Origin of the sequence: Neosynechococcus sphagnicola sy1 (assembly GCF_000775285.1) — a bacterium.
Taxonomy (GTDB): domain Bacteria; phylum Cyanobacteriota; class Cyanobacteriia; order Neosynechococcales; family Neosynechococcaceae; genus Neosynechococcus; species Neosynechococcus sphagnicola.
The window spans coordinates 61,210-79,645 of sequence record NZ_JJML01000017.1 but is presented as its reverse complement, the minus strand read 5'-3'; the positions used below and the strand labels follow the sequence as shown (position 1 = coordinate 79,645).

Annotated in this window: 15 protein-coding genes; 9 read left to right on the top strand and 6 right to left on the bottom strand. The window is 51.0% G+C overall.

Going from position 1 to position 18,436, the window contains the following annotated elements:
• The first annotated feature begins 27 nt into the window (after window positions 1-27).
• Window positions 28-1,140: an LptF/LptG family permease gene (locus DO97_RS08640; RefSeq protein ID WP_036532722.1), complete on the top strand. Its 1,113-nt coding sequence runs from the start codon at window positions 28-30 to the stop codon at window positions 1,138-1,140.
• 454 nt (window positions 1,141-1,594) lie between these two features.
• Here DO97_RS08640 and DO97_RS08635 read toward each other — a convergent pair whose 3' ends face one another.
• Window positions 1,595-2,860, bottom strand: a complete 1,266-nt coding sequence (locus DO97_RS08635) for an RNA-guided endonuclease InsQ/TnpB family protein (RefSeq protein ID WP_036532720.1) — start codon at window positions 2,858-2,860, stop codon at window positions 1,595-1,597.
• A gap of 417 nt (window positions 2,861-3,277) precedes the next feature.
• Between DO97_RS08635 and DO97_RS08630 the strand changes: the two genes are divergently transcribed.
• From DO97_RS08630 to DO97_RS08605, 6 genes are all read left to right on the top strand, one after another.
• Window positions 3,278-3,793 (top strand): type IV pilin protein, encoded by a 516-nt coding sequence (locus tag DO97_RS08630; RefSeq protein ID WP_036532522.1) that lies wholly within the window; start codon window positions 3,278-3,280, stop codon window positions 3,791-3,793.
• 353 nt (window positions 3,794-4,146) lie between these two features.
• Window positions 4,147-4,662: a type IV pilin protein gene (locus tag DO97_RS08625; RefSeq protein ID WP_036532520.1), complete on the top strand. Its 516-nt coding sequence runs from the start codon at window positions 4,147-4,149 to the stop codon at window positions 4,660-4,662.
• Between the two features lie 158 nt (window positions 4,663-4,820).
• Complete coding sequence (locus tag DO97_RS08620) at window positions 4,821-5,342, top strand: prepilin-type N-terminal cleavage/methylation domain-containing protein (RefSeq protein WP_052128539.1); 522 nt, start codon at window positions 4,821-4,823, stop codon at window positions 5,340-5,342.
• A gap of 207 nt (window positions 5,343-5,549) precedes the next feature.
• Window positions 5,550-6,200 (top strand): hypothetical protein, encoded by a 651-nt coding sequence (locus DO97_RS08615; RefSeq protein ID WP_204368543.1) that lies wholly within the window; start codon window positions 5,550-5,552, stop codon window positions 6,198-6,200.
• Between the two features lie 3 nt (window positions 6,201-6,203).
• Entirely contained in the window at window positions 6,204-8,411 is a 2,208-nt protein-coding gene (locus DO97_RS08610; RefSeq protein WP_036532516.1) for an O-linked N-acetylglucosamine transferase, SPINDLY family protein, read from the top strand.
• A complete protein-coding gene (locus tag DO97_RS08605) occupies window positions 8,408-8,956 on the top strand; it encodes a class I SAM-dependent methyltransferase (RefSeq protein WP_036532515.1) in 549 nt (182 codons plus the stop codon). Before DO97_RS08610 ends, DO97_RS08605 begins: the two co-directional genes overlap by 4 nt.
• A 214-nt stretch (window positions 8,957-9,170) precedes the next feature.
• Here the strand turns inward: DO97_RS08605 and DO97_RS08600 are convergent, their stop codons facing one another.
• Together DO97_RS08600 and DO97_RS08595 are read right to left on the bottom strand one after the other, a co-directional pair.
• Window positions 9,171-10,487 carry a TldD/PmbA family protein gene (locus DO97_RS08600; protein ID WP_036532512.1) on the bottom strand — a complete coding sequence of 439 codons (1,317 nt, stop codon included), beginning with the start codon at window positions 10,485-10,487 and terminating at the stop codon, window positions 9,171-9,173.
• Window positions 10,488-10,557: 70 nt separating this feature from the next.
• Window positions 10,558-11,442, bottom strand: a complete 885-nt coding sequence (locus tag DO97_RS08595) for a Tab2/Atab2 family RNA-binding protein (RefSeq protein WP_036532510.1) — start codon at window positions 11,440-11,442, stop codon at window positions 10,558-10,560.
• Between the two features lie 264 nt (window positions 11,443-11,706).
• Here DO97_RS08595 and DO97_RS08590 point away from each other — a divergent pair, with 264 nt between their 5' ends.
• Window positions 11,707-12,765: a PstS family phosphate ABC transporter substrate-binding protein gene (locus DO97_RS08590; RefSeq protein ID WP_036532508.1), complete on the top strand. Its 1,059-nt coding sequence runs from the start codon at window positions 11,707-11,709 to the stop codon at window positions 12,763-12,765.
• A 46-nt stretch (window positions 12,766-12,811) separates the two neighbouring features.
• Here the strand turns inward: DO97_RS08590 and DO97_RS08585 are convergent, their stop codons facing one another.
• Window positions 12,812-14,044: a DUF445 domain-containing protein gene (locus tag DO97_RS08585; RefSeq protein ID WP_036532506.1), complete on the bottom strand. Its 1,233-nt coding sequence runs from the start codon at window positions 14,042-14,044 to the stop codon at window positions 12,812-12,814.
• 539 nt (window positions 14,045-14,583) lie between these two features.
• On the bottom strand, window positions 14,584-15,984 hold the full coding sequence (locus DO97_RS08580) for a TldD/PmbA family protein (protein WP_036532504.1): 1,401 nt from the start codon (window positions 15,982-15,984) through the stop codon (window positions 14,584-14,586).
• A gap of 299 nt (window positions 15,985-16,283) precedes the next feature.
• Here DO97_RS08580 and DO97_RS08570 point away from each other — a divergent pair, with 299 nt between their 5' ends.
• A complete protein-coding gene (locus DO97_RS08570; RefSeq protein ID WP_052128537.1) occupies window positions 16,284-17,789 on the top strand; it encodes a sensor histidine kinase in 1,506 nt (501 codons plus the stop codon).
• A gap of 28 nt (window positions 17,790-17,817) precedes the next feature.
• Here the strand turns inward: DO97_RS08570 and DO97_RS08565 are convergent, their stop codons facing one another.
• Window positions 17,818-18,432, bottom strand: coding sequence for a hypothetical protein (locus tag DO97_RS08565; RefSeq protein WP_052128536.1), 615 nt, complete (start codon window positions 18,430-18,432; stop codon window positions 17,818-17,820).
• Window positions 18,433-18,436 lie beyond the last annotated feature (4 nt).

The window sequence follows — 18,436 nt, the reverse complement described above, 5'->3', positions numbered from 1 at the left end:
AGATGGCCCACCTTTGGCCTCTCGGTGATGGATCGCTACATTGCCGCTGAATTGATCATGCCCTTCCTGTTTGGGGTGGGGATGTTCTCATCCATCGGCGTAGCGGTCGGTGCCCTCTTTGAACTGGCACGGCGGATTGCAGAATCAGGGCTACCCTTCACCATCGCCCTGCAAGTTCTAGCCCTGAAGTTACCGGAATTTGTTGCCTTAGCCTTACCCATGTCAACGCTGTTAGCCACCTTGATGGTGTACAGCCGCCTCTCTAGCGACAGCGAACTGATTGCGCTGCGGAGTTGTGGGGTCAGTGTTTACCGCTTGGTGGTACCCGCAGTGGTCATGAGCTTTCTGGTCACTGGTTTGACCTATGGCTTCTATGAAGTGGTGGTACCCGCGGCCAATTACCAAGCTTCGGTTACCCTGGAACGGGCCTTAAAACAGGACAAACCCGCCTTTCAAGAAGAAAACATTCTCTATCAAGAATTTCAAGAAGTCACCCACCCAGATGGCTCCCACGATGATGTATTGGTGCGAATTTTCCACGCCAAAAAATTTGACGGGCAACGGATGAAGGGATTGACCATCTTGGATTTTTCCCAGGATGGCCTGAACCAAATTATTGTCGCTCAGACGGCTCTATGGAATTTCCAGCAAAAGCGCTGGGATTTTTTCAACGGCAGTATTTACTTAGTTGCTGCCGATGGTTCCTATCGCAATATTCTCCGGTTTGCCCAGCATGAGGTGCATATTCCCCGGACTCCCTTGGATTTGGCGATGCGGGGGCGGGATTACGGAGAGATGAATATTGCTCAGTCTGAGGCTCAATTAAAATTACTGCGCCAAGGGGGCGATGAGCGGAAGATCCGCAAGTTGCAGGTGCGAATTCAGCAGCGATATGCGTTTCCCTTTGTCTGCGTTGTGTTTGGGTTGGTGGGTGCCTCTCTGGGGACCAGACCCCAACGAACGACACGGGCGACAGGGTTTGGGATCAGTGTCATTGTGATCTTCATGTATTACATGCTGTATTTTTTGACCAACTCCCTGGGCTTAATTGGAGTCCTCTCGCCATTCCTGGCGGGCTGGCTCCCGGTTTTTGCGGTGTTGCTAGCAGGCTCTTTCCTCTTAGTACGTGCTGCCCGTTAGTTGGAAGGCGATGGTTGCTTTGCTTTATCAGCAGTAGCCGAGTAATCTAGGAGCACAGGCGGTTGGTTCTACCTGATGCTCTCAAACTGGTCGGAGGCAAGTATTCATGTATCCCCCCCCCGTCTCGAGGAGAAATCCGCCCTAAACTGAGTTCCATTCCGCGTCAGAAGTCAGAAGCAGCTGCTTGCTTAGACACCTACAAATTAGCGATCGAGAAAAAACCGCCTCCAACAAGAACTACAAACCATTGAGGTGCGCCGGCAGCAGATTATCCGTCGCTTAGCACTGATCGATCAAAAGGCAGTTCAGTTGGATCAAACCATTCAGACCCTACGTCAACATCCTCTGGAAGTATTACCACCCCCACCTCCTCCTTCAGAGCCAGAATCTGGAAGCTTTAACACCATCTACCTGGAATATTAGATGTGACATCCTCCCGGCACCGAATCAAAGATTACGGTGCGGGCTTCCCAAGATCGCTCTTGGATATTCCTGCCCCACGCCACTTATCTAGGTCATAGACCCCCGACAGACCGACTTGACAGGCTGTTTCCTTTCCCCAGAGTCCCTGGGCTACTACGTTCTCTAGTCCACGATGCAAAACCATCTCTGCTGCGGCATGGTCACGATGCGTTCGATACCCACACTCAGGACATTGATGTTCTCTGATTTCCAGACCTTTGCTGACAGTAGCAAGGCAGGATGGACAGGTTTGGCTAGTCCCGTTGGGATTGACCTTAGCAAAGTACACCCCACGTTTCCAGCACACCCATTCCGTCAGAGAGAGAAATTGCCCAAAGGCAGCATCCACACAATCTTTACGCAACATCCCTCTAGTCAACCCTTTGCCATTGAGGTCTTCGGCAAAGATGGTTTGAGCCTGGTCACAGAGTTTATGAGCCGTCTTGAGGTGAAAATCCTTTCGACGATTAGCAATTCGATGGTGCATCCTGGCAACTGCGACTTGTGCCTTCTCCCAGTTCTTAGAACGCTTCTTTTTCTTAGCGGCTTTGCGTTGCAGCAATTTCAGCTTGCGTTGCATAGACCGAAAGAATTTTGGACGTTCCTGGAAGCTACCATCCGCAGCGGTCAAGAATCTCTCCAATCCCAAGTCAATTCCAATGGCTCGACCATGAACCGGAGCATCGGGAACCGAGACATCCGACTCAATCGTGACCACCACATACCATTGCGTCCCTCGAACCTTGGACAAGACTCGCACCTGCTTTACCTGGAATCCATCTGGGATAGGGCGATGCAGGTTGATTGGCACTTCCCCTATTTTCGGCAACTTGATTGTCAAGCCGTTGATGGGGTTGTTCTTGAACTGGGGGAACACAAAGGACTTGAATTGACCAAACTTCTTGAAGCGTGGAAATCCAAGTCCGCGCTTTTGAAACGCTTCCCAAGTGTCATGCAACCTACGAATTGTAGTTTGCAATACCTGAGAATGAACCTCACCCAAGCGGGGAATCAACTTCTTTGCTTTGGGCAGGTTGTTCTGCTGGCGATGATAAGACGGGACTGGCTTATCGGCGAGAATAATGTATTCCTTCTCAAGAGAACATCTGTCTACCGGACACTTACGGGAAGCAATCCAGTCTTTGAGTTCTCGCAAGGCGTAGTTGTACACGCCTCTGCATGTCTCAAGCCACTCCAACAGCTCAGTCTGTTGCGTCACATCTGGATAGATTCGGTAGGTGTAGTTCATGGTCAGCATCACTATAGTTGACCACAAGCTATAGTTACTGGTAAATGCTTGACTCATCCCCATCGTAGGCGTTTCGCCTTCCCGAAAGGTGGGAAATCGACAAGCGCGGGGAGTCCATGTATCCCGACGCTGATGCTTCGCATACAGCGCGGGACTTATAGCACCCCGAATCCCTCAAAAGTTAAGCAGGGCGAGGAGGGTGATGGGTGACATACCCCGCAGCTTGCTGCAACCAGTATCAACAGCGTTCGAAAGAGTGCTGGTGAGCGGAGTCGAGCCGCGAAGCGACGGAATGCTCCGTTGCTTGCAGCAGGGATGATCAGTTTTCTTTTCGGCAGGGTGATATGAACTTGCTGATGGGTGGGTACATTAGTGGCATAGGTGTAGAAGTCAACCATTTCACCCACCCTCAAGGAGACCACTCTCATGAAGACAGAATTTCAGGCTAAGTTCTTGCAACACCTGCTGCAGAAGAAAGAAAATCAGGGTTTCACTCTGATTGAGCTGCTGGTCGTTGTCATCATCATCGGTGTGCTGGCTGCCGTTGCCCTACCCAACCTGCTGGCTCAAGTCGGCAAAGCTCGGGAATCTGAAGCCAAGAACGCTGTGGGTACCACCAACCGTGCGCAGCAAGCCTATCACTTTGAGAAGCTGTCTTTTGCGGCTGGTGCTTCCACTCCCATTGTTCAGAACTTGTTGGGCATCTCCATCCCAGCTCAGTACTACGGCTATACCTACCCCACGGCCTCTGGTACCCTCGCCGATGTCTATGCCAGAGATACAAACTCCGCTGCTAACGGCACCCGTGCCTATTCAGGTGCAATTTCAGCGGGGGGTGGTAACTACTCTCAGGTGGTCTGTCAAGGGTCTACCCCTTCCGTAGCTACTGCAACGATGACCGCCGCAACTTCCTGCCCGACGGACTTCACCGCACTGAAGTAACCGTTGAGAAATGCATCCCTAGTTAAAACCCATTAGAGTCTGGGTCAGTTGGGTCAAGATCAACGAAAACCAGGCAAGTTTTATCTGCCTGGTTTTCCTAACTTAGGGGCAAGTTGTGCTCTTGTTGAACCCTGGCTTTAGCGTTACACCCCTGACTCTGAAATGAGCCGTAACTTAAATTAGTCTAAAATCCTTACCCAGAAAAAACAAAATTTGCAAGTGACTTAGGACTGCTATATAGGCTTTTATCGATAGGGTGTTATGAGACACCTAATGGGTGGGTATCTTTATTGTGAAGGGTGAATGAAGTCAACCATCATTTTACCTAGATTTCGTTTAAGGAGACCACTCTCATGAAGACCGAATTTCAGGCTAAGTTCTTGCAACACCTGCTGCAGAAGAAAGAAAATCAGGGTTTCACTCTGATTGAGCTGCTGGTTGTTGTCATCATCATTGGTGTGCTGGCTGCCGTTGCCCTACCTAACCTGCTGGCTCAAGTCGGCAAAGCTCGGGAATCTGAAGCCAAGAACGCTGTGGGTACCACCAACCGTGCGCAGCAAGCCTATCACTTTGAGAAGCTGTCTTTTGCGGCTGGTGCTGACACACCAACTGTGCAGAACCTGTTGGGCATCTCCATCCCGGCTCAGTACTATGGCTATACCTACCCCACGGCCTCTGGTACTCTCGCCGATGTCTATGCCAGAGATACAAACTCCGCTGCTAACGGCACCCGTGCCTATTCAGGTGCAATTTCAGCGGGGGGTGGTAACTACTCTCAGGTGGTCTGTCAAGGGTCTACCCCTTCCGTAGCTACTGCAACGATGACCGCCGCAACTTCCTGCCCGACGGACTTCACCGCACTGAAGTAACCGTTGAGAAATGCATCTCTAGTTAAAACCCATTAGAGTCTGGGTCAGTTGGGTCAAGATCAATGAAAACCAGGCAGCCGAAAAATTGCCTGGTTTTCTTTAACTTCTGCTTACACAGGTTTGCTTACACAGGTTTGCTTACACAGGTGACAACTGGTATGAACACTTTGCTGGGCACTCGACTCCTCAAACGCTATTGCGAGACCAATCGTTCCCAAGGCTTCACCTTGATTGAACTACTTGTGGTGGTAATTATTGTGGGGGTTTTGGCGGCGATCGCAGTCCCCAACCTCCTCAACCAAATTGGGAAGGGGCGTGAATCAGAGTTAAAGATTGGCATTGGTACCATTAATCGGCAGCAACAAGCTTACCATTGGGAACATAAAATATTTGCTCCTGATACCCAAACTCTGCAAATGACTATTAATGGCACGATTCTTGATAGCGTCACGATTGTGGCAACAGACCCCGTAAATACTGATCCAACGAGTACGACGGTGGCGGCGATCAACAATGAAGCCCTGAGCGACAGAACCCGAGGAATGTCGGGAGCCACCTATGCGAGTGGGGGGACTTATGAAACCATTGTTTGTACAACGGATCTACCTGCAGTCACAGGGATTGTGCCAGTTGTTAGTGGGGGACTTAGTTGTGCTGCTGGAACGACTCAATTGAAATAAATCAAAGCCTGTCTAGCAGCCTCGGTTCATTACCTAAACCTCATTCTGTTCCTGAATATATATCTGGTCTTCAGAGTGATATTGGTTATGAAAATTCTATCATCTATCGTCAAAGTTGCTATTATAGCGAGTTGCTTGTTGGGAATTGTTACTTTTCAAAGAAACACGCTCACGTCCCTCAATTCTAAAGCTAGCAAAGATGACTATTTGCAGCAAGAGAAAGCCGATAAAATCAGCCTGCAAATTTTACAGAAAATCCCAAGCTTTGGGTTCAGTAATCTAGTCGCTGACTGGGCATTTCTTCAATTTATCCAATATTTTGGAGATACGCCAGCACGAGATCAAATTGGTTATGCTCTGGTTCCAGAATATTTTGCGGCTGTGGTGAATCACGATCCACGGTTTGTCAGAGCCTATCTCTATTTCTCAACAGCTAGTTCGATTTTTGCAGGTCGGCCCGATCGTACCGTGGCGCTGATGAACCATGGCTTGGCCTACCTGAGCCCCGCCATTGCGGATGCTTACTACATCTGGCTCTATAAGGGTGTGGATGAAATTCTCTTTCTGGGCGATACAAAGGCAGCGAGACATTCCTACGCCATGGCTGCCCAATGGGCGAAACAGAGTGGTAACCCGCAAGTGGCCGCTAGTGCAGCTCAGTCGGCTCAGTTTTTGGCTCATAATCCTGATAGTAAGCGAGCCCAGGCCAGTGCTTGGGTCTCGATTTTAGCCAATGCAACGGATGCACGGGTACAGCATTTAGCACTGTCGCGGATTCAGGCTCTCGGCGGCAAGGTTAGAATTATGAATCAAGGAGGGGCAAGATTTGTCAGCTTAGAGATGCCCCAAAATGACTAGCCCATGACATTATCCTGGACTCCCCACGTCTACCCATTGCTTTTGGCTGAAGATTTCCCCCAAATCATTTCTGCCTATGAACAAGCAATTAAGACCGAGCCGGAGAATCGGACTCATTACTGGTATTTGGGGTTAGCTTATTTGTTAAATCGGCAGGAAGAATCAGCACAAACAGCCTGGTTAGTTCCCATGCTCACAGCAGAAGAGCAGGCGGTGGAACAAGGAACTTTAGAACTGGCAGATATCCTGGAAACAGAAGCACAGCGATTAGAGTCTCTGGGCAAAGACCAGCAGAACTGGCTAGTACGGGGACATTTACGAGAACTCGTACCCAATAACCTTCATAATCTGCTCAAGTTTCTGCAAGTAACGATCAAAATCCAAGCCTTTCACACTGAGAATTTAAAGGCATGGAATATCTCTGAACATTTACAGGTAGGTTCGCCGCTCCTTGCCACAGACCAAGAATTGCTCTTAGAGGTACTGCGAGATGGCTTAAACCAACTTCTGGGGCAATCCGTGATTGGCTCAGAAATTATTGACTTTGTTAAATTCTGTCTCAGCTTAACGCCTCAATCCCAATTCCTGCTCCCTGTGATTAAGGTCGCCGCAAGCCGAGCTTATTATCTAGAGCACCAGCCTTTTTTGGCAATTGATTTGGCAACCTACTGTCTCAGCATTGCTCCCCAGGATCTAAGTACAATTAAAGATCTCTTTTACTTCCATGTGAAAACGGGTAACTTTGACATCGCTGTTGAATTTGCCAAGCAATACTACGCTCAAGGAACCACCCTACCGCTGCAAGTATTTGGCAATTATATGTTGATGCAAAGTCTGCTGATTACAGGGGGGCGATGGCAGGAGGCGATCGTTGCTGTTGATCATCAAAAGTCCTTACTCCTGGAACTGCTCCAGGCAGAAGATTTGCTGGTTGAGAATGCCTTTTCTTTGATTGCCTCCCCCTTGTTACTAAATTACGTTCAGGATGACTTACCTGGCAATCGTCAGAGCCAAAATCAGCTGACTCAATTTTGCGAGAAAAATCTATGGGTTGGGAGTCGCACTGAGCCAAAACCATTTCAACATAAGCCCTACGTACAGGAATCTTCAACCAGACCCCTGCGAATAGGTTATATTTCTCATTGTCTGCGGCAACATTCAGTGGGTTGGTTAAGTCGCTGGATTTTTAAGTACCACAATCACGATGCATTTCATATTTCCTTGTACTTATTTAATCAAGCTATTGAGTCATTTACTCAAAAGTGGTTTATCGAGCCAGCGGATGCAGCCTGTCGCATTGAAAATCCCAATGCCTTAGCCGTTGCCCAGCGAATTGCGGCGGATGGAATTGATATTCTGATTGATTTAGAAAGTGTGACGCATACAGATGTCTGTAATGTGATGGCCTTTAAACCTGCGCCGGTACAGGTAACCTGGTTAGGAGCCGATGCTTCGGGTGTGTCCACCATCGACTATTTTATGGCCGATCCCTATGTCCTGCCAGACAATGCCCAAGATCACTATCAGGAAACCCTCTGGCGGTTGCCCCACACTTATGTTGCAGTTGATGGGTTTGAGGTGGATATCCCCACTCGTCGCCGGGATCATTTGGGAATTTCGGCGGATGCAATTGTCTACTTGAGTGTGCAAACCGGGCATAAGCGTCACCCTGACCTAGCACGGCTGCAATTGCAAATTTTACGGGAAGTTCCCAACAGTTACTTTCTGGTTAAAGGGTACGGGGATAATCTAGCGGTGCAAGGGTTTTTCATCCAGCTTGCAGACGAGGTGGGGGTAAATCCAGAGCGGCTGAAATTCTTGCCGCCTGACCCTACGGAACAAATCCACCGGGCTAACCTCCAGATTGCTGATGTTGTTTTAGATACTTATCCCTACAATGGAGCCACCACCACCTTAGAAGTACTCTGGATGGGAATTCCATTGGTGACCCGAGTGGGGCAGCAGTTCTCTGCTCGTAATAGTTACACCTTCATGACGAATGCAGGACTGACGGAGGGCATCGCTTGGACAGATGATGCCTATATTGACTGGGGGGTGAAGTTTGGTCGAGATTCTAGCCTACGACAACAAGTAACCTGGAAGTTGAAGGCTGCCCGTCAATCTTCCCCGCTTTGGAATGCCCAACAATTTACCCGTGAGATGGAGCAAGCTTATCAACAGATGTGGCGTCACTATCGAGAACAACAATGAGTACCGAGACCATCGAATCCTCACCTCTGAGGTTACATATTGGAGGCTGGGAAGTTCACCCAAACTGGAAAATTTTGGATGTGGAAGCACGCCCGGAAGTTGATTTTGTCTGTGATGCAAGTTGCTTAAGTCAATTTGCAGATCAGTCAGTGGATGCCATCTATTCGAGTCATACCCTTGAGCATTTCTACTATGGAATTAATAATGAACTAGCCCAAACCCTCAAAGAATGGTATCGGGTGCTGAAGGTTGGTGGTGAACTCTACGTGAGTGTTCCTGATTTACATTCCTTATGTTGGCTCTTCCTGGAGCCAACTGCCACGGCTCAACATCGATTTGATATTATGCGTATTATCTATGGGGGACAATTAAATCCCTATGATATTCACAAGGTAGGGTTTGATATTGATATATTGACCTACTATTTAAAAAATGCTGGTTTTCGCGAATATATGAGGGTATCAGAATTTGATTTATTTAATGATGCCAGTACCCTAAAGATCAAGGATAAGCTGATTAGCTTGAATGTCATTGCACTGAAGTAGAGGGCGCTGGTCTTTGGTAGCAACAGTCGAGCCGTCTTCCAGGATTGGCATTTTAAGTGTCTGAAGGATGTCCTAAACTGTCTGATACCGACCATCACTTAGTCCCACGTCCCCAGTGGCTCCCGGTCTCTTTGCAGCCTCAAAACAGCGTCGGTCAATGGTGCATTTACCCGAAATCACTTATCGATGGATTCAGAGGACGCAACCGCATCGACTAGTTCAATTGCCGAGCTGTGGTAGACAGGCCTTCCACGATTAAGGAAGGCGTATAGCAAGATCCATTCCAGTCGGCATCCCCTCCCAACTGCACAAGATGCTTCAGGGCTGTGTAGACATTTCCTGCTACCATCGTATCCTTGACCCGGCCTACGATCTGGCCTTTTTTAACCCGATACCCTAGATCCACATTGATGGAGAAATCTCCTGAAATTCCAGAGCCACTCCCCAACATTTGATCCACCACTAGACCATCTTCTAGGGTGGCCATCAGATCGGTGAGATTCCCCGTACCTGGCTGAATCAGACAGTTAAAAAGCCCTGGGGTCGGGTAGCTCCCCAAGCTTGGGCGAAAGCCATTCCCTGTGCTCTCCTGCACCAAAATCCGTCCCGTGGTGCGGTCCGTGTAGAAGCTCTGTAGAATCCCCTGCTCAATAAAGACGAGGGCAGCGGTTGGGGTACCTTCGTCGTCAAAGGGGCAACTAAATGGCCCTGCCTGGGGGTGTTGAGAGAGGGTGATTGCAGCGGCTGTGACTTGTTCCCCTCGGAGATCGCTCCAGGGTGAGGCTTTTTCAATCACCTGTTTTCCATTCAAGGCGGCTTGGACGGTTCCCCAGAGCATATCCGCTGCCTTGGAAGTAAATAACACGGGTACTCGCCCGGTGGGGGGATGGGCATTCACCGTCGCCCACTGCAAGCGTTGAACAATCTGCTGCGCCAGGACTTGGGGATTCAAGCTACCTCGTTGCGCCTGCCCATCGGAGACACTGAGAAAGTCATCCCCCCGAATCCAGTCTGCGGTTAGGTAACAGCTGAGGGTAATGTCCGTATAACCACTGTCCAGTCCTTGGGAGTTGATTAAACGGGTAGTTTCGGCTTCACATTCCCACTCCCCGGTACAGAGAATATCGGGGAATTCTGCCCGCACGAGGGCGATCGCCTCCCGGCCCCACTCCACCAGCTGTTCCACAGGCACCGCTTCCCCAATATCGGGATAGAAGCGTTTGTTTGCACTCCCAAGCTCAATGGTCTCTGGTTCATTTAAGTGGCTGAGAGAGATCGCTCGATCCACCAAAACCTGGGGTTCGACAAGACCATAGGCAACCGCAAGTCCAGGACGACCTTGTTTCCACAGTCGCAGGGCTGTGCCTTCTGATTGCATGCTTTCCAACTGCTTGAGGCGATTGGCCTCAAACGATACGGGGCGAGACGAAGACTGTGACTGGAAGACCTCAGCGGCCTCGGCTCCGGATCGGGAAGCTAGGGCAAGCAGTTGCTTTGCCAGGGCATCCTGTTGGCGATCTTCAAACCCCATATACCTCGGTCATGGCTCTATCTATCCGTTGTTGTCAGCCGATCTTCATTACATCGGACTAACAACCAACTTACGCTAGATTGACCTCCTGCAATAACCAAAATCCTGCGAAAGTTTCTGCCTGGGGGTGAGATTGTACTGCCAAGAAATGCACTTGATGGGCTTCTTGTTTAGCAGCTTCAAAGGCTCTGGCTTCTTTCAGGGTTGGCACATCGGTAAAACTCGCTAACACCCAGCGATCGCGGATGCCCGTTTCTAAAATCAACTGCGAGGGTAATTTCCCGAGGGACGGTATAGGTTGCGCTTGCAGTTTCAAAAACACCAGATCAAGCCCGGACATCCAACCCGCCATGGGCAACGCCCGAGGTGAAAAAATCACCACCCCCGGTATCAGCACGTCAGGGGAAAGTCCCAGCATCTGGGGCGGAAAGGCGTCGCCAAAGTCCACTGCCCAAGTAGACATCTGACTCAATTCGTCACAGGTCAGGTTCACAAAGGCCCAAGACTGGCCAACGAGTGCCTCTGGCAGTGCTTGGGGAGGGAGTACCGGGGAGCTAATGGTGGGGGAAGTTCCTGGTTGGTAGCCAGGATCGGTGGGATAAACCTCCAAAAGGCGTTGCTGAAGCCAATGGTTAAGGGCAAACGTCCGGCGGCTGGGTTGGGCTGCAATGTCGAGTTCTGAGCAAGCCTTGGTGATCATATTCGCCATGGGTTGCCGGAAAAAGCGAATCCGATCAGGTGGTTGGGTTGCCTCAGCTAAAGCAGATTCTAAAGCGGTGCGTAACCAGATGGAATTTACCTGGGTGCTGGGACAAAACTGGGTATAGCGAAACAGGGAAGCCATGTCCGTACTGGTGTCTTGAGGACTTTGGCACACCAGCAGTTCCCAGATTTTCTTCTGTTGCTCATCTACAATCGGACGAGAATAGAAATCAAGCTCCCAAACAATACCCATACGTTACAACCCCATCGATCAAGGTAGAGGTCTTTTCTCCTGATCTTACAGAAGGGAGGGTAAAGCTCACGAGGTTTATCGGCGGCCTCAGATGTGTTGAACGTTAGCTTAACGCTCAGAAATTGGGTTGCGTTTATAGATCATGTGTTTCACTTTAGGTGCCAATCCAGCCAGTGAATGCGTCTAATAGCCTACCGCTGTTAGCGATTAAGCTATTAACAGATGGTTAATTGCCTGTTTGCTCCACATCACTGCCACTTGAATATGTCCCAGAAAAACGAGACTCCGACGCTAATTTTGTCGTTTCTGATCACGGCTGGGCTGCTGCTGGGTGGATTCTGGTGGCTCAACCGCAGCACCGGTTTGGGGTTTGGGTGGCTGAAGAATGTGGGTAATCCGGTCAGCACTGCTTCTAATTCCCCGGCTTCAGGGGCAGTTGCAGCGACTTTTGCTGAGGTTCCCAAGGTCCCCACTGGGTTGCTGAACTATGGCGGTAGTACGACCTGGGCACCGATTCGGCGAGATGTGGACCCTATCATCCAGACAGTTTTGCCAGAGTTTCGGTTGCGCTATACCAATCCGGTAACGGGTGCCCCTGGTTCAGGGAGTGGAATTCGCATGTTGCTAGATAACCAACTGGCTTTTTCCCAATCCTCCCGGCCCTTAAAAGCAACGGAATATGAGGAAGCAAAGCAACGGGGATTTACCCTGAAGGAAATTCCAGTGGCGCTTGATGGGATTGCGATCGCAGTGCATCCCAATCTAACCCTGAGCGGACTCACCCTCCCCCAATTAAGAGACATTTATCTGAGTAAAATTACCAACTGGCAGCAGGTTGGAGGCCCAGATCTCAAAATTACCCCCTACTCTCGTCGAATTGAGGACGGTGGCACGATTGAATTCTTTGCTGAAAATGTCCTGGGAAAAGCACCCTTTGGTTCCACCGTTGAATTCATTCCAACCACCACCCAAGCCCTGAGAAAAGTTGCTAAAAACTTCGGGGGGATTTACTATGCCTCGGCTCCAGAAGTCGTGGGTCAATGTGAAATTAAGTCCCTTCCCCTAGGGCGCAAACCCAATGAATATATCCCTCCCTACCAGGAACCCTACATTCCATCTTCTGAGTGCAGTGTGAATCGGCGCAATCAACTCAATGCAACTGCGTTTCAAAGTGGGGATTACCCGATTACCCGACGGTTATTTGTGATCGTCAAGCAAAATGGGGACATTGATCAGCAGGCCGGGGAGACTTATGCCAACTTGCTGTTGACCAATCAGGGACAAGATCTGATTGAAAAGGCTGGATTCGTCAGAATTCGATAGCCAGATCGGACAATGGGTTCGCAAAGGTCATGACTGGGGATGGGTCTCAATTGCCAATTAGCAGCGATAGGGTTTGCAGCAGGCCGATGATCAGACCGAGGAGACCCCCGAGATTGACGATCGCCTGTAATTCACTTTTGACAATGCCCTGAATCCCGGCTTCTAGGTCGGCGGGGGAGGTGGCTTGGACGCGGTCAATGATCACCTGATCTAAATTCAAAATCGGGATGACCTGCTCCATCAGGGACTCTAGATCTTTTTCCAGGTAGCGCTCTAGAATTAAGGCCAATTCTTGACTCGCCACTTCTAGAGACGTGGTTAGCATTTCCGACGATCGCAGCCGATTGAGAATTAACCTCGAAACATGCTCCCAATCTACGGAGTCCCGGAGTCCTTGCAGCAGGTGTGATCCTTCGTCTTGCAGATATTGACGCACGCTATCCCGCCAGGTTTTGCGGAGTTGTCGCACGGTGGAGATGGGTAGGTTTTGCAGCGACAAGCGCGGTAGCCATCGTTGCAGGCGATCGCGGATTTGCAGCGACAGGGTTAGTTCTTGCAGTCGGGCATTGGTGATCTCTTTTTCATCCAAACAAAAGCTGCGGAGACGCAGGAGGGTATTCCGCAGCCCAAACAGGTTGGCAATCACCCAATAGGTGCCGCTGGATCGTTCCCGAAACCCTTCGTCAATCACCTGAATATTGCGATCGGTCAAAAAATCGACCATCGCCAGCCGCACCACATCCGGGGGCAGCACCGCTTGCAGCAGCCACTCCGAGAGTTGCCCCGCCTGGAGGGGCGTTAATCTTAGTTCCAGCAGTACTTGATCAAACACCTGGTTGAGCTGCGCTTCTAAAAAATCTTCGCGCCGTGCCAGGATTTGCAATAACCGGGGCAAGGACTGACCGACCAAATCCCGTAGGATTTCAGAGAGGAGTTTGGCGGTTTTCTCGGATTTCTCTGAACGGATTTGCTCTAACCCTAAACGCAACAGCCAGAGGATGGCTGCCTGTACCCGCTCGGTTGCCAGCAGGCGACGGGCAAGGTTGTGCAGTTCTTCCGGGGTTAGCAGGGAACCCATGATGGTGTCGGAGATCCGCTTTGCTAATCGCTCCTGATTCCCTGGAATCAAGCCCGGTGTAAACGGCAGTTTCCGCCCCCAGAGGTAGACCGCTGTGTAGGGACGGAATAACATCCGAATCGCAATGTCGTTGGTGAAATAGCCGATGATGCCTCCGACCAAGGGAGGAGCCACCAACCGCCAAAGTGTAAACAGATCCAAGAGAACAACTCGCAGACAGGCTAGATTTTGCAGGGCTGGACAACCCCGATCACAGGTTGGGTCATCGCCCTTACTCCCATCCTACCCCCGGCGATCGGGTAGTGAACGGCGGCGGGACGCCCGAGTTGTCAAGATCTTTGATTCATACTTAGATGAAGCAACGCCCAAATTGCAACCTTAATTGGTGTTGATATTGCCCCGGTTCAGGCAGGGCAACAAACCTTGCAAGGTTAAATCCCATCGGTAGGTTGTGTGAGCAGCTTACTCAAAACTCAAAAAAAATTGATCGCCGTCAGGCGAAGACCGAAGGGCTAAAATTGCCAAGTGCTAAGGGCTGAAGGGCTTAAGGACTAAGGGCTAAGAGTCACTCGGCAACTCGCAACAAACCCGAAAACCGACATTGTTGCAACGGAAACCGCGCGAATCGCTGAGGCGACAAGCAGAACGGCAATTCCTCGGATTGCCGAACCACGAACCACTTTAGGACTGCTATAGATTGTTCCCTGGCCCAAAGATTTAGAGGGATTGCCCCACCGCAATTAAGTATTGGCTTCCCCACCCACGACCACATTCCGCAGCCGTAAGCTAGGGCCACCGCAGCCAACGGGGAGGCCATTTTGTCCTCCTTTGCCGCAGCCCCCCGACTCATCCCAGAAGAAGTCATCTCCAATGGCTTCAATATCAGCCAGGGTAGTGAAAACATTCCCAGACAGGGTGACATCTCTGACAGGCTCAGCAATTTGCCCCTGGCGAATCATCCAGGCTTCCCCGGCTGAGAAGGTAAACATTTCTCCATTGGTCATGCCCCCTAACCAATTACGGGCATAGACCCCTTCCTGAATCCCACTAAACAATTCGTTGACAGGGGTTTTTCCCCGCTCAATCCAGGTATTGGTCATTCGCACCAGTGGCGGATAACGGTAGTCCAGACAGCGAGCATTTCCTGTGGGAGCTTCATTTAACTTGCCTGCCGTCTCTCGAGAATGTAGCCGTCCAATCAGCACTCCATCCTGGATCAATTGCGTTGTCGTTGCCAGAGTGCCCTCATCATCATAGAGATAACTGCCCCGATGGCCCGCCGGATCTGCCCCATCAAAAATTTGTAAGTCCGATGGCCCAAACTGTCGCCCCATGCTCATCACTTCCAGTAGATCTGGGTTTTCATAGGCCATGTCTGCTTCAGAAAGATGACCAAAGGCTTCGTGGACAAACAACCCAGTAAGAATGGGGTCAATCACAACGGTATAGGTATTGCCTTGAACTGGCGGTAGAGCCAGGGAATGCACCGCCCGCTGGGCAGCGGCATGAACTTGACCCTCTAGCCCCATTAAGTCCTCATAAGCTTTGCGAGATCCGGTGGTTTCCCGCCCAGTTTGCACCGTTTCTCCATCCCGAGCCGTGGCGGCAAAGCGCATTTCCATATCCACCCAAGACTGCTCTAAGAGGGTGCCATCGGAGGTTGCCAGCATTATCTGTTGGGCACTGTCACCATAGCGCACTGAAATCGTTGCGATTCTCGGATCAACGCTGCGTAAGATTTGGGCGTAGCGATCGCAGAGGGCTTTTTTGTCCGCCAAGGGTATCTGACGCGGATCGGTGCCCGTCAGGGGGAGTACACAAGTATCCTGGATGGGTGTCACGGGAGCTAACAGGGTTTCGTCATCGCCCACGATGCGGGCGGCACTGATGACTTCTTCAATACGTTCAGCGATATCAGAAAAGCGATTAAAGCTGGTAAATCCCCATCCCCCGCGATGGCAAGCCCGCACTTGCCCCCCCAAGGAAATGGCCTCACTCAGGGTTTCGATCTTATGACCTCGGAGCAAAATGTCCGTCGTCTGGGCTGCTTCGAGGCGAATTGCTAGGTAATCAACCTGAGACCGATAACGACTAATCAGATCGGCTAGCAAATTGTTCATATCGTGAAGGGGCATGGACATGATCGACTCTCAGTAGATGCAACGGTTGCAACAAATCTCTGCCACCATTTATTGTGCGCTGAATAGGCACGCAATAGGGGGTGCTTCTCAGAAACGGGCAATGCCAAAATTGACCTGATCCCAATCTTCGGTGCTGGCTGGCAGCGGCACTTTGATCAAAGGGATGGGATCGTCACCTGCTACGTTCGGTTTCCGCCTACCCTCAGGCTCTAAGCTCCAGTAAGCTAAGGACAAATCCAGTAATAATTGGGTCAGAGAAGGCCGGGGTGAGGCATCACAAATGCCAGAGGGAGATAGTCTTGGAATCGCAAGGGACACTGACGACCTTAAGTGAATTACTAGCCCGGAACCAGACACCCGAGGTCAGCCTTTTATCGGTGGCTAGCCCAACAACCGCGATCGCTCAGCAACAAGACAAAGCCGAAGGAGAATGGCGTGGAGCGATCGCGGCGCTAGAATTTCTCCTCTTGCAAACCCTATTCCCCAACAACCAATCGGTACCCTCCCAGTCACTCATTCAAGGTCTGGTAGTGGCAGGGCCGCTCCCAGTTTTGAGTCATCCCCAGCTGATGACGCGATTGCAAACCTGTAACTTCACCTTGGCACCCGGACATGGCAGGGGTCGGTCAACCTTCCAGTTACCACCCGTCAAAGAATCCCATCCACTGTCCTTGGGGCATGTTCCCATGTATTCCCTCTCCCTCCAGAGCCAGGATCCCTTGGCAGCCGAAAAATTTTGCCTAGTGTTGACGGCTCACTGGAGCCTGGTTATGGCGTGTGGGGTTGATCTGGCAGATGAGATCGCATTTCGCTTCTCCTTTCATCCAGAGGTGATCTTCCAGGGTTGGCAGATTTTGCGCCAGCGACTCAACCTTCCCGCCATGATCAATGAATTAGAGCAGCTGGTTGAGCAATTTGCGCCCGTGGTACCTCCCTATGAAACGGTGATGCATTTTAGCCAGCTGTTGCTGAGATATGTACCACCTCCCCCCGTGGTTCGACTGCGGCGACTCCGACGGGGAGCGACTCGGTGGAAGCTAGCCGCAGGGGAACACCCGGTGCCAAAGAGTTTCTGCGCCCCCACCCTCAGCCCGGATATTGAGTTATTACAAGCGATCACCCATGAGGTGCGCACCCCTCTAACAACCATTCGTACCCTTACCCGTCTGATCCTCAAGCGTTCGGGGTTACCTGCCGCAGTCATTCGACAATTGGAGGGGATTGATCGCGAATGTACGGAGCAAATTGATCGATTTAATCTGATCTTTCAAGTTGTGGAATTAGAAACGGCTCCCGCCCGATCTGCCACCATGCCCCTGTCTCCCACTTCGGTCGGTGAACTATTGCAGCAGAGCATTCCTCGCTGGCAGCAACAAGCTAGCCGCCGCAATCTCACCTTAGAGGTCCATCTGCCCCATCAGATGCCGACCATTGTCAGCCACCCAGCCATCCTGGATCAGGCATTGACGGGTTTAATTGAACGCTTCACGCGCAATCTACCGACGGGTCACCACATCCAAATTCAAATCACGCTGGCAGGGAGTCAATTGAAGCTGAAACTTCAGGCCCATCAGGATAGTTCCAACGCAGCTGCTGAGACAACGCCAGCCCAACCAACACTCCGTTCCATTGGGCAATTGCTGATGTTTCAACCCGAAACTGGCAATCTCAGTTTGAACCTCGCGGTTACCAAGAACCGTTTTTCAGGCTTTGGGGGGCAAATTGATTGTTCGGCAACGTCCCCAACGGGGCGAAGTTCTCACCATCTATCTGCCCCTGGGAACGATGTAGTCTGGGTCATCTGAACCCCCCTCGCCGCTGCTCCCCATGTCCTTACTGTTGCCACTCAGCTAGGGGGCGCTGGAGGAACCCTGTCAATTCCATGGGAACTAACCCCAGGGTGATCTCCGGGGTGGGTGGGGTGGGTGGGTCAATCTGAGCATATACAAAGGTGCGGTTGAAGTTGGGCTTCCCCAACACCAGGATGTGAGTTGTCTGGTTTTGCAGATGCACCTGAATCGTCCCCAGAGGTGGCTGAAAACCAAATTCCAGCGATCTGGCCTTCTCCACCATGAGGGTGTTTTGGGTGGAATTGCTGGCAAAGGTGCCGCGTTGCCCCGTTGCCAGCAGGTTTAAAAACTCCGTGACCAAGGTCTGATTGGCAGGGGTCTGAGCTTTGGCCGTGGCTCCCTGAAGCGCTACAGTCCACGCAGATGCAGCGGCGGTGGGGGATGGCGGGGATGAAATCCCTCGCTGGAAGACAAGGGTTTGCTGGGAGGTTGTGAGGGTAATTCCGGCTACCGCTTCAGCTTTAAAAGTAAATAACTGCTGCGATTGCGCCTGGGTCGCTTGCCGCTGGGGAGCCCCCTGAATCTCAAAAACGTAGACTACCCCTCCTAATAGCAAGGCCAGGAACAGTAAAGTCAAGGTCAGTGGTTGCAATTTCATCGCG